The sequence below is a fragment of the Halomonas sp. M1 genome, from assembly GCF_029581375.1.
GTDB lineage: Bacteria > Pseudomonadota > Gammaproteobacteria > Pseudomonadales > Halomonadaceae > Vreelandella.
This window is the reverse complement of record NZ_CP121119.1, coordinates 2,830,063-2,842,007: the sequence shown is the minus strand read 5'-3', so window position 1 is coordinate 2,842,007 and position 11,945 is coordinate 2,830,063. Positions and strand designations below refer to the sequence as shown.

Annotated in this window: 10 protein-coding genes; all 10 read right to left on the bottom strand. The window is 55.3% G+C overall.

The window, feature by feature from the left end:
- Positions 1-41: 41 nt before the first annotated feature.
- The 10 genes from P8S54_RS13130 to rimP all read right to left on the bottom strand — a co-directional run bounded on the left by P8S54_RS13130 (position 42) and on the right by rimP (position 11,697).
- A complete protein-coding gene (locus tag P8S54_RS13130; RefSeq protein WP_281442084.1) occupies positions 42-320 on the bottom strand; it encodes a peptidylprolyl isomerase in 279 nt (92 codons plus the stop codon).
- Between the two features lie 88 nt (positions 321-408).
- Positions 409-1,542, bottom strand: a complete 1,134-nt coding sequence (locus P8S54_RS13125; RefSeq protein WP_281442083.1) for a serine hydrolase — start codon at positions 1,540-1,542, stop codon at positions 409-411.
- A 60-nt stretch (positions 1,543-1,602) separates the two neighbouring features.
- On the bottom strand, positions 1,603-2,736 hold the full coding sequence (gene opgC / locus P8S54_RS13120; protein ID WP_281442082.1) for an OpgC domain-containing protein: 1,134 nt from the start codon (positions 2,734-2,736) through the stop codon (positions 1,603-1,605).
- Positions 2,737-2,916: 180 nt separating this feature from the next.
- Complete coding sequence (pnp, locus tag P8S54_RS13115; RefSeq protein WP_281442081.1) at positions 2,917-5,079, bottom strand: polyribonucleotide nucleotidyltransferase; 2,163 nt, start codon at positions 5,077-5,079, stop codon at positions 2,917-2,919.
- A 136-nt stretch (positions 5,080-5,215) separates the two neighbouring features.
- Complete coding sequence (gene rpsO / locus P8S54_RS13110) at positions 5,216-5,485, bottom strand: 30S ribosomal protein S15 (RefSeq protein WP_009100924.1); 270 nt, start codon at positions 5,483-5,485, stop codon at positions 5,216-5,218.
- Between the two features lie 180 nt (positions 5,486-5,665).
- On the bottom strand, positions 5,666-6,586 hold the full coding sequence (truB, locus tag P8S54_RS13105) for a tRNA pseudouridine(55) synthase TruB (protein WP_281442080.1): 921 nt from the start codon (positions 6,584-6,586) through the stop codon (positions 5,666-5,668).
- The gene (gene rbfA, locus P8S54_RS13100; protein WP_281442079.1) at positions 6,586-7,017 is read right to left on the bottom strand and encodes a 30S ribosome-binding factor RbfA; all 432 of its coding nucleotides are present in this window, start codon (positions 7,015-7,017) and stop codon (positions 6,586-6,588) included. The genes truB and rbfA overlap by 1 nt, the downstream gene beginning before the upstream one ends.
- A 17-nt stretch (positions 7,018-7,034) precedes the next feature.
- The gene (gene infB, locus P8S54_RS13095) at positions 7,035-9,623 is read right to left on the bottom strand and encodes a translation initiation factor IF-2 (protein WP_281442078.1); all 2,589 of its coding nucleotides are present in this window, start codon (positions 9,621-9,623) and stop codon (positions 7,035-7,037) included.
- Between the two features lie 27 nt (positions 9,624-9,650).
- Positions 9,651-11,165, bottom strand: a complete 1,515-nt coding sequence (nusA, locus tag P8S54_RS13090) for a transcription termination factor NusA (RefSeq protein WP_281442077.1) — start codon at positions 11,163-11,165, stop codon at positions 9,651-9,653.
- A gap of 70 nt (positions 11,166-11,235) precedes the next feature.
- Positions 11,236-11,697 (bottom strand): ribosome maturation factor RimP, encoded by a 462-nt coding sequence (gene rimP / locus P8S54_RS13085; RefSeq protein ID WP_009100915.1) that lies wholly within the window; start codon positions 11,695-11,697, stop codon positions 11,236-11,238.
- Positions 11,698-11,945 lie beyond the last annotated feature (248 nt).

Sequence of the window (11,945 nt, the reverse complement as noted above, 5' to 3'; positions counted from 1 at the left end):
GTGGCGTTGCCACCACGGTGCTTAACGGGCGCTCGGCGCCATTAGCTGCGGCTGGTGATTTCCAACAGGTGGTAACCGAACTGGGTTTGTACCGGTCCGTGTACCTTGTTCACTTCACCGCTGAATACAACCTTGTCGAATTCAGGCACCATTTGGCCGGGGCCAAAGCTACCCAAATCGCCGCCCTGGCGGCCGGAAGGGCAGCTTGAGTGCTCTTTGGCCACGTCCGCAAAATCACGGCCGTTTTCAATCTCTTGTTTCAGTGCGTTGCACTGCTCTTCACTGCTTACCAAAATATGACGGGCGCTAGCACGTGCCATAACAAACTCCTAAATAGACATGAAAACCCAAAGCGGGTCGCCAGTTTATCACGCTGGCACGCGGTTGTAGGCGTTCACATTGGCTTGGTTAAGGGCCAGCCAGGGCGCCACTTTCACGCAGCGCTTCCCCTATGCTTGCCATCGCCCGTTCGTGAGCACTTAGCGCAAGAGGGCCGCGACTACAGACAACAATCACCCACGGCGCCGATTCAGCGCCAACGCGCGAAGCAAGGCCCGCATCGCAACTGCGGCGGTGCTGGGTACCGGTTTTATGGGCAAAGTGGAAGGTGCTGCCCATGCCTTGTTTTAAGCGCTTTTCACCGGAGCGGGTGCGCGCCATGACCGCCAGCAGCAGTTGGCGCTGTTCGGCATTGAGGTCGGCCATCCCCCCGTGGTGCAGGCTGGCTAATACATCGCCAAAGGCACGCAGCGTGCCGCCGTTTTCACCTGTTGCTGCGTAGGCATCAAAAGCGTGGTCGTAGTCGGGCTGCTCAAACGCATTGCGGCTTACACCGAGCGTGCGGGCAAGCGCTGCCGGGCGCTGGTTAACGCTGTGCTCGCGCAGGGCCATAAAGTCTAACCCATCCAGGGAACGGGCATCCGGGTGTAGCTGGCCATACACCCCCTGGCGCACACCCACTAGCTTGCTAATGGGGCCTAACGCCTCAGGATGGCCACCGCTGGCCGCTACCATTGCCCTGGCCCGGGCATTTACTTCATCAAGCCCCACCCGGTTAATCAGCATATCCGACGCGGTGTTATCGCTAACGGTAATCATCTGCTCTAGCAAAAAACGAAGTGTGATCGACGCGCCCGGGTCGTGCCAGTTAACGGGCCCTGCGCCATCTACATAGTCGCTGCGGGCAAGGGTTAACCGCTCATCTAGGGAAAGCGTGCCCGCTTGGCGTTCGGCCAGCACTTGGGCCGCCACCGGCACTTTCACCAGTGATGCCAAATACCACGGCTCATCGGCTCGCCATGAGTAGGCTTCCCCACTTGCCAGGTTCTGTAAATAGACACCCAGCTGCCCACCAAACACCTCCTCGATGGCAGCCACGCGGGCGTTTAAATTAACCTGCCACGCGCTCTGTTTGTCGACTTCATAGTACCAATCAAATTCGTACTCATGAGATTCGTACCCATTAATAACGTTCTCGGCGGCATAGGCAGGCAGCACCATGAATAGCGCAATACCCAGCAAGCCCTGTAATAACTTCAACACTGTCATATTCTCAACACAGGAATGATCTCAACATAGTAATAACCTTAATAAAGTTACCTCTTATTTGTGGCGCGCCACCCAGCGGGTCAGCCAAATCCATAGCGCGGCCCCAAGTATCAACAGTCCGCCTACCCCAAGGGCCTGTGGATAGGTGTAGGTGCCTTGGCCTTCCAACAAAAAACGCAGCACCAGAAAAATCATCACGATGTGAAAAATAAACGCTTTTAGCGCATCGCTGCCGACCACGGTTAACGGCCGTAGTGCTTTAGCAGCCATGGCGCCCCCTGCCAGAGCTAGCCCCAACAGCACCAGCGCGCCCCCTATGCTAAACAGCATAAAGGGCAGCTCAGGCGGGTGCTTACCCGCGTTGCGCGCAACCGCCATCATGGCCCCATACACATCGCCACTGGCCAGTGCCACACCATAAAAAGCAGCCACCATTAGCGCGCCGATACCCATGAGTATAAACACCAAGCGGCGGCGCAAGGCGTGATCGAAGTAGCAACGCAGTACGGCCTCACCCATCAGTAAGCCTGACAAAATTAACGGCGCCCGGCTGAGCTGCCCCCAGGCGTAGTGGTCTTCGTGGTCGACCAGCAGAGCTTTCAGAATATCGTTGCCGCCAAAGCTAACCCCTTGCAGCCACGCGGACAGTGCCGTTAGGCCAACAATAGTGGCTAAACGCCCCCATAGCGGCGCTCGTGCCCAAAATGGCAGTACCAGCGGCACCCATAGCAGAGCGATGGCGTAAAAGCCGAGAATTTCCACCCAAATAGCAAAGCGCTGGTAGAGCAGCGTATCAACGATATCGCTAGGCGCGCTGAAGGGCAGCATTTCCACTATCGTCAGCGCTTTGTACCAAAACCACACCTCGATAGCCCGCACCCAGAGCTTTAGCCGACGCTTAGGCCAGTCATCCCGCTGAGTATGCGATAGAAACGCTACCGCTAACGCGATGCCAAACACCAGGATGAACAGCGATGAGGAGAATTTGGTTAAAAAATGAATAGGCACCATGCCCCACTCGGGCACGTTGCGAATGCCCACCAGCCCGCTAACGGCGTGGCTCATTATCATCAGCCCAATGGCGATGCCTCGGGCAAGATCAATCGCGTCAATCCGCCCTTCCGCCTTGGGAAGCTGTGGCACCTCCTTCCAGTTGAGCACGTGGGTAGTGTCCTTATGGTCGATCATCGTCATGGCTCGTCATCGTCAGCTAACCATAAACTATTTCCGTGAGGCGCCTTTCAACCTAGGCGTTGTACGAAACGTGCCTACGCGCCAAAACAAACCGCCCCCGAAGCCGAAGGCTGCGGGGGCGGTGAATGAGTCGCAAACTAGCGACGCATTTAACGGCTAAGCATTACCGGTTAATTACTCGGTAACTTCTGCCTCGGCAGCAGCGAAAGCCGCTTTCTCTTCTTCGGTGATCTCTTTAATAGAGAGTTTCACCCGGTTGCGGTTGTCGATATCCAACACTTTAACAATCACATCGTCGCCTTCGTTTAAGAAGTCGCGGACGTTGTTAACGCGCTCGGCAACAATTTGCGAAATATGCACCAAGCCATCGGTACCCGGCATGATGTTAACAAACGCGCCGAAGTCAGCGATACGTACCACTTTACCGTTGTACAGCTTGCCGATTTCCGCTTCTGCGGTAATGGCCAGTACGGTATCAATGGCACGCTTCGCCGCGGCTTTATCTTCCGCGTAGATGCGCACGGTGCCATCATCGTCCAGGTCGATAGACGCGCCGGTGTCTTCGCAGATTTTACGAATCGTCGCGCCGCCCTTACCAATGACGTCACGGATCTTATCCGGGGCGATTTTGATGGTGGCCATGGAAGGAGCATTTTCCGACACATCGGTACGGCTCTGGCTGATCACGTCGTTCATCTGCGCCAGAATGCTGATACGCGCATCGTGCGCCTGCTGCAGCGCCTTCTCCATGATCTCTTCGTTGATGCCTTCGATCTTAATGTCCATCTGTAGAGCGGTGACGCCCTCTTCAGAACCGGCAACTTTGAAGTCCATGTCGCCCAGGTGGTCTTCGTCACCCAGGATATCTGTAAGCACGGCGTAGCCGTCTTCGTCTTTCACCAGCCCCATGGCAATACCCGCCACCGGGGCTTTCAGCGGTACACCGGCATCCATCAGCGCAAGCGAAGAGCCACACACCGAGGCCATGGAGCTCGAGCCATTGGATTCAGTAATTTCCGACACCACGCGAATGGTGTAAGGGAAGACGTCTTCAGATGGCAGCATGGCTTGAATACCACGACGCGCCAAACGGCCGTGGCCGATTTCACGGCGCTTCGGGCCACCCATAAAGCCCGCTTCACCTACGCAGTAGGGAGGGAAGTTGTAGTGCAGCATAAAGCGGTCTTTACGCTCACCTTCCAGGGATTCAATGAGCTGCGAATCACGTAGGGTGCCCAAGGTTGCAATCGCAATCGCCTGAGTCTCGCCACGGGTAAACACCGCAGAGCCGTGGGTTTTCGGCAGTACGCCAACTTCAATGGCCAGCGGGCGCACGGTGAAGTTGTCACGGCCATCGATACGCGGCTCGCCTTTTACAACGCGCGAGCGTACAACGCGCTTTTCAAGGCCGGCAAACGCACCTTTCACGTCATCTTTGCTGAATTTGCCTTCCGCTTCTTCACCTTCAACCGCCGCTAGCTGCTCAACAGCGGCGTCTTTAAGTGCTGAAAGCGCGTCTTGGCGGGCCATTTTGTCAGTAATGCGGTACGCATCGCCCACTTTGGCTTCGAACGCTTCGGCCATGACGGTTTTCAGCGCTACATTTTCCGGCGCAGGCTGCCAATCCCAGCGCGGTTTGCCAGCTTCAGCGACCAACTCTTTAATCGCGGTGACGGCAACCTGCATTTCCTGGTGGCCGAACAGCACGGCACCCAGCATTTCGTCTTCGAGCAGTTCTTGGGCTTCTGATTCCACCATGAGGACGGCTTTATCAGTACCCGCTACCACCATGTCCAGCTCGGAAGCAGCCAGCTCTTCAACGGTCGGGTTCAGGAAGTAGCCCTGCTCTTCGTTAAAACCAACCCGTGCACAGCCAATCGGGCCGTTAAACGGCACGCCAGAGATACTCAGCGCTGCTGAGGTGCCCAGCATCGCCGCTACATCCGGATCATGGTTGCGGTCGGTAGAGAGAACGGTACAGATCACCTGCACTTCGTTCATAAACCCTTTGGGGAATAGCGGACGGATCGGGCGGTCGATCAGGCGCGAGGTGAGGGTCTCTTTTTCGGTAGGACGGCCTTCACGCTTGAAGAAGCCACCGGGGATCTTACCAACCGCGTAGGTTTTCTCTTGGTAGTGTACCGAGAGCGGGAAGAAGGGCTGGTTGGGGTTGGCTTCTTTCTTCGCAACCACTGTACACAGTACAACGGTTTCATCCATGGTCACCATTACGGCACCAGTGGCCTGGCGAGCAATACGGCCAGTTTCTAAAGTGACGGTGCTACGACCGTATTGGAACGTTTTTTTTACCGGATTCACGGCGACTTCCTTTAACATTAATATCTACTTGTCTTTTCGCTTGGGTCGTTTTGACTCGTCACCATTCTAGGCGCTGTGGCGCCATACGGCTACCAGAAACAAAAAAACGGGCAGCCCCAAGGGGCTGCCCGTTTCGAATCATTGCCGCTAATGCTTAGCGACGCAGACCTAAACGCTGAATCAGAGACTGATAGCGTTCGAAATCTTTACGCTTCAGGTAGTCCAGCAGCTTACGACGCTGGTTTACCATGCGGATCAGACCACGACGTGAGTGGTGATCCTGCTTGTTGGTTTTGAAGTGGTCCTGCAGGCCATTGATGTTGGCGCTTAGCAGTGCAACCTGAACTTCAGGGGAACCGGTATCGCTATCGCCGCGGCCGTATTCGTTGACGATCTCGGCCTTTTTCTCAGCGGTTAATGCCATCTGTCTCTCCAGTAAGCAATATGCCTAAAATTGAATGGGTGAGACCACGCATATTTGCAGTCTCAGGCGACTCTCTTCTTTCTACTAGCGATCTTTTAACCGCTAGTTTCTAACCGCAGTTTTTAACCACGGTTTCTAACTACTATTTTCGCGCAAACGGCTGCTTCCTTGCAACGCTGTTTACGAGATAGCGACGGTACTTAACAGCCGCTTAGGTGCCACTTCCTGGGCACTTTTTACAACACCAAGGCCGATAAACGTCTCGGCGTAATAAAGTCTTGCCAGCGCATCGGGCGCAAGTGCCTCAATCGCTAAATGAGCGGACTGGCCATGGGCAAGACACCCGTAGGCCGTTTCATCCACGTTTAGCGAAGGCAAATGATCCACCAGCACATCAACAGGCATCAGCTCAGCCTCACGGTTGGCTTGGCTTGCCAGCGCTTCAAGGCTTTCCAACGTCCACATCGCGTCGCTGGTAAACGGCCCGGTTTTGAGCCTTCTCAGCTGACTAATATGGGCGCCGCAGCCCAACGCTTGGCCAATATCTTCGGCCAAGGTGCGAATATAGGTGCCTTTGCTACAGCTGACCTCAAGCTCGAAGGCCGTGCCCTCAAACTCAAGCAGCCGCGCATCATACACGCTTACCCGCCGTGCTGCACGCTCTACGTGCTTGCCCTCTCGGGCCAACTCGTAAAGCTTTTTACCCTGATGCTTTAGGGCCGAGTACATCGGCGGGACTTGCTCAATCTCGCCGCGAAAACGCGTCAAGACCGCTTCAACATCCTGCTCGGTGAGGCTTGGCACCTCGCGCCGTTCGATGACTGTGCCTTCGGCATCGCCGGTGTCGGTGATCACCCCGAGCTCAACTCGGGTGCGATACATCTTGTCGGCCTCCAGCAGGTGCGCGGAAAACTTAGTGGCCTCACCCAAGCAAATGGGCAACAAGCCCGTTGCCATGGGGTCCAGCGTGCCGGTATGCCCGGCTTTCTGCGCCTCAAACAGACGGCGCACTCGCTGTAGCGCGTGGTTGCTGGAAATGCCCTTGGGCTTATCCAGCAGCAAAACGCCATTGACCGGTAATCCGCGACGGCGACGTGCCATTAGCGCGTCTCCTCACCATTGTTGCTATCACTATTGCCGTTGTCACTTTCGCCCTCTTCATCCTGCTGGCGGGCACGGTCGGTTGAGACCGCTTCGGCAATCAGCGATGAGAGGTGCTGGCCACGGAAGACACTTTCATCATAGTGAAAGCGTAGTTCAGGTACGTGGCGTAGCTTGATACGCTTGGCAATTTGGCTTCTTAGAAAGCCTGCGGCACGCTTCAGTACCTGCAGATTCTCTTTGATACGCTCAGGGTCCTGCTCACCCAGCAGGGTGACATAGATATCTGCGTAACCCAGGTCACGGCTGACGGTCGCGCCGCTCACCGTAATCATGCCTAAGCGCGGGTCTTTTACTTCGCGTTGAATAAGTACCGCCAGCTCCTTTTGGAGCTGGTCGGCTACTCGGTCGGTACGCTTAAATTCGCGCATGATTGCTCCTCGCGGCCTTAGAGGCTGCGCTCGACCTTCACTTGGTCAAAGACTTCGATCTTGTCGCCGACCTGGACATCGTTGTAGTTCTTCACGCCGATGCCACACTCAATGCCGTTACGTACTTCTTGAACGTCATCTTTGAAGCGGCGCAGCGATTCGAGCTCGCCTTCGTAAATCACTACGTCATCGCGCAATACACGAATCTTCTTATTACGGTGTACGCTGCCTTCCACCACCATACAGCCGGCAATCGCACCAATCTTCGGTGCACGGAAGACGTCGCGTACTTCAGCAATACCAACGATTTCTTCTTTCCACTCAGGTGCGAGCATACCGCTCATCGCCTGCTTGACCTCGTCGATCAGCTGGTAGATGACGCTGTAGTAGCGCAGATCCAAGCCTTCACGTTCGATGATCTCGCGGGCAGCAGCGTCGGCACGGACGTTAAAGCCAACCACGATAGCCTCAGAGGCAAGCGCCAAGTTGGCATCGGTACCGGTGATGCCACCAACACCCGAGGAGACCACAGCCACTTCAACTTCACCGGTGGAGAGCTCTTCCAGGGCGCCTTTGATAGCTTCCAGCGAACCTTGTACGTCGGCTTTGAGGACGATGTTGACCTTGGCCACTTCGTCTTGGCCCATCTGGCTGAACATGTTCTCCAGCTTGGCCTTCTGCTGACGTGCCAGGCGCACTTCGCGATATTTGCCTTGACGGAAGTTAGCGACTTCACGAGCTTTCTTCTCGTCGGCGACAACCATGAAGTCATCACCGGCATCCGGCGTACCGCCCAAGCCTTGAATCTCTACCGGCATGGCGGGGCCAACCGAATCAACTTGCTGAGCAAGTTCATTGGTCAGCGCACGAACGCGGCCGTAATGCAGGCCAGCCAGGACGATATCGCCCTTTTTCAGCGTACCGTTTTGAACCAGTACGGTAGCGACCGGACCACGACCTTTATCAAGGCGTGACTCAACCACAACGCCTTTACCCGGCGCGGAAGGCACGGCTTTTAGCTCAAGCACTTCAGAGGCCAGCTGGATCGCTTCCAGCAGCTCTTCCATACCTTCACCGGTCTTAGCAGAGACGTGAACAAACTGGGTGTCACCGCCCCACTCTTCAGAGATAACGCCGTGCTGGGAAAGCTCATTCTTGATGCGATCCAGATCGATGCCCTGCTTATCGATCTTGTTCACCGCTACTACTAACGGTACTTCAGCAGCTTTGGAGTGTTCAATCGCTTCAATGGTCTGGGGCATCACGCCGTCGTCGGCGGCCACCACTAGGATAACGACGTCGGTTGCCTTGGCACCACGGGCACGCATGGCGGTAAACGCCGCGTGACCCGGGGTATCCAAGAAGGTCACGCCACCGTGGTTATCTTCTACGTGGTAAGCACCAATGTGCTGGGTAATACCGCCCGCTTCACCCGTGGCCACTTTCGCTTTACGAATGTAATCGAGCAGCGAGGTTTTACCGTGGTCAACGTGGCCCATAACGGTCACCACCGGTGAACGGGTGATCTCTTCGCCTTCGTAGGAGATGCCTTCGAGCATTTCCGTTTCCAGCGCGTCATCTTTCACCAGCTTCGGCTTGTGGCCCATCTCTTCCACGACGATAGCCGCTGTATCCTGGTCAATCGTCTGGTTGATGGTGACCGCAGCACCCATGTTGAACATGGCCTTGATCACTTCGTTGGCCTTGATCGACATTTTGTCGGCAAGCTCAGCAACGCTGATTGACTCAGGGATCGAGACTTCACGCACAATCGGCTGGGTCGGCTTCTGGAACGCGTGCTTGCCGTTGCCCGTCTGGTTGCCACTACGACGACCGCCGCGACGCTGCTCGGCACGTTTTACTTTCTTGCCGCCACCGCCACGCTTACGCTCTTCGCGATCACCACGATCATCCTCGTCGTCACGACCTTTCTTCTTCGCAGCCGCTTTTTTGGGCGGTGCGGTACGACGGTCGGTACGGCCCTCTTTCGGCGGCGCCGGCGGCATATCATCAGGTGACGGCGTATCGTCGATTTCAAGATTCGGCACCGCGACATCAGGTGTCGCCGGCGCTTTGGCGGCTCTAGGTCTTGCATCAATCTCTTTTTTACTACGCGCGGCTTCAGCTTCTTTATTACTGCGCGCAGTCGCTTCAGCTACCTGTGCAGCACGAGCTTTCTGTGCGGCGGCTTTTTCCTCTGCTTCACGCGCATCAGAAACCTTGCGCTCAGCTTCGGCTTCCGCCATATCACCTACTAGCTGGCGTGGGCCAGTGTAGCTAGGCTCAGCGGCTTTCGGCTTCTCATTTTCAGCGCTTTTAACGTAGGTTTTTTTCTTACGTACCTGCACTTCAATGGTCTTGCCGCGCTCACCGGTTTTAATACGGCTGCGGGTTTTACGGGTCAGCGTAATGCGGTTTTTGCTTGCATCAACTTCACTGCCACCGTGGCTTTTCTTCAAAAAGCTAAGCAATTTTTGCTTATCTTCTTCAGACACAGCGTCGCCTTCTGAGGCGTGCTGTAAGCCGGCTTCTTTCATCTGTTCCAATAGGCGGGGCACATCACGGCCCACCTTTACTGCAAAATCTTTAACTGTCATATCTGACATAGTGACCCTCCTCAGCCCGTGACCTGTTTACTGTGTGTTCGAATCCGATGCGTTCTCGTCTTCAAACCAGGGCGCACGGGCAGTCATGATCAGTGCCGCTGCGCGCGCTTCGTCCAACTCCTCGATATCGACCAGATCGTCGACAGACTGCTCGGCGAGATCTTCCATGGTGACAATGCCTCGGCTAGCCAGAATGAAGGCCAGGTGGCGCTCCATGCCGTCCATTTCCAGCAGGTCATTTGCTGGCTGGGCACCGTCTAGGGCTTCTTCCGAGGCAATGGCCATCGTCAGCAGCTCGTCTTTCGCGCGTGCACGCAGCTCTTCTACCAATGCTTCATCGAACTCTTCGATTTCCAGCATTTCTTCAAGCGGCACGTAAGCAACTTCTTCTAGGGTGGTAAACCCTTCTTCTACCAACAGGCGGGCAACATCTTCGTCCACTTCTAAGTGCTGAACGAAGGAGTCCACCAAACTATCGATTTCCTGCTCACGCTTAGACTCGGCTTCGTCTTCGGTCATCACATTGATGCGCCAGCCGGTCAGCTCAGAGGCTAAACGTACGTTCTGCCCGCTACGGCCAATGGCCTGAGCGAGATTGTCCTGAGCGACGGCAACGTCCATTGCATGGGCATCTTCGTCAACTAGGATAGACGCCACATCCGCAGGCGCCATGGCGTTAATCACCAACTGCGCCGGGTTATCGTCCCACAGCACGATATCCACACGCTCGTTTTGCAGCTCCGAAGAGACCGCTTGAACGCGTGAACCGCGCATACCCACGCAGGCACCGACCGGGTCGATGCGGCGATCGTTGGTTTTCACGGCAATTTTGGCACGCGAACCTGGGTCCCGGGCCGCGCCTTTAATTTCGATCAGCTGCTCAGCTATTTCCGGCACTTCAATTTTGAATAGCTCAATAATGAAGTCTGGGCTGGTGCGCGACAGCTGAAGCTGAGCGCCGCGAGCCTCTGGATCAACCTTCACCAACAGCGCACGCACTCGCTCGTTCATGCGGTAGCGTTCGCCGTGAATCATTTCGTTGCGGGGCAAGAAGGCCTCGGCGTTTTCGCCCAGGTCGATAATCAGGCCATCGCGGGTAGTCTTTTTGACGATACCGGCAACCAGCTCACCTTCACGATCCGCGTATTGACGTACGACTTCAGCACGTTCGGCCTCGCGCACTTTTTGCACAATGACCTGCTTGGCAGTTTGCGCAGCAATACGACCAAACGCGGCGTTTTCAATTTTATGCTCGACAATATCGCCTAGCTTTAGCGGCGGGTCGCGCTGCTCAGCAATAGTCTCTTTGATTTCGTAATCTGGCGTTTCAAACTCGTCATCTTCGACAACGGTCCAGGTGCGGAAGGTATCGTAATCCCCCGTACGCCGGTCAATGTGTACCCGCACGTTGGCTTCTTCCTGATCAAAGCGCTTACGTGATGCGCTTGCCAACGCGGCTTCTACCGCTTCAAAGATAACATCGCGGGGAACGCCTTTTTCATTCGAGATCGCGTCCACGACCATTAAAATTTCTTTACTCATGCGTATGCCTCGCCAGAAAACCTGTCCTTTTGTGCATCACCCCGGCTACCTGCCGGATGCCGCCACTCGTTTAATCGTCGAACTGCGGGACAACCTGCGCAGAATCGATGCTTTCGATGGGGAAGCAATACTCTTCTCCATCCAGCTGTAGCAGCACTTCATCACCATCAACACCGGCGAGAAGCCCTTGATACTTACGCCGTCCATCAAAAGCAACGCGTAGCTTAAGTGCGACCTGGTGGCCTTGATAACGGATGAAGTGATCCAGGGTATACAAGGGGCGTGCCATGCCGGGGGAAGAAACTTCCAACCGGTATTCACCAGGAATGGGGTCTTCTACATCCATGACGGCACTAACTTGGCGACTAATATCAGCGCAGTCTTGCACGCTGACACCGCTTTCGCGCTCAATATAAATGACTAGCCGCGAGTGCTTACCCTGGGAAATATGGTCGATACCCCATAGTTCAAAGCCCATGGCGGCAACGACAGGTTCGATCAGCGCGTGAAGCGCAGCGTGTTTTGTGGCCACAGACAAAGCTCCTATAGCCGTTGCATCAGGCACCTGGCCAGGAGAGATAAGAGAAGCTAGGCGACTGATTGGCGTTACCCGGAAATGTGTCTCTGGCTACTCGGAGGACATCCGCTCTTGAGACACGCTTGGCTCGCAAAAAGCTTTAACAAAAAGCTATTAAAAAATTTTGTTCGCAAAAACTGTAACAAAAAAGCTACTAACAAAAAGCCCCTTCACAGGAAGGGGCTTTTTGAAAGAAACCTGTA

Excerpts from the sequence above, each read along its gene's own strand:
- opgC (WP_281442082.1), bottom strand. The coding sequence starts at position 2,736 with ATGATCGACCATAAGGACACTACCCACGTGCTCAACTGGAAGGAGGTG.
- rpsO (WP_009100924.1), bottom strand. The coding sequence starts at position 5,485 with ATGGCATTAACCGCTGAGAAAAAGGCCGAGATCGTCAACGAATACGGC.
- pnp (WP_281442081.1), bottom strand. The coding sequence starts at position 5,079 with ATGTTAAAGGAAGTCGCCGTGAATCCGGTAAAAAAAACGTTCCAATAC.
- P8S54_RS13130 (WP_281442084.1), bottom strand. The coding sequence starts at position 320 with ATGGCACGTGCTAGCGCCCGTCATATTTTGGTAAGCAGTGAAGAGCAG.
- infB (WP_281442078.1), bottom strand. The coding sequence starts at position 9,623 with ATGTCAGATATGACAGTTAAAGATTTTGCAGTAAAGGTGGGCCGTGAT.
- nusA (WP_281442077.1), bottom strand. The coding sequence starts at position 11,165 with ATGAGTAAAGAAATTTTAATGGTCGTGGACGCGATCTCGAATGAAAAA.
- rbfA (WP_281442079.1), bottom strand. The coding sequence starts at position 7,017 with ATGCGCGAATTTAAGCGTACCGACCGAGTAGCCGACCAGCTCCAAAAG.
- truB (WP_281442080.1), bottom strand. The coding sequence starts at position 6,586 with ATGGCACGTCGCCGTCGCGGATTACCGGTCAATGGCGTTTTGCTGCTG.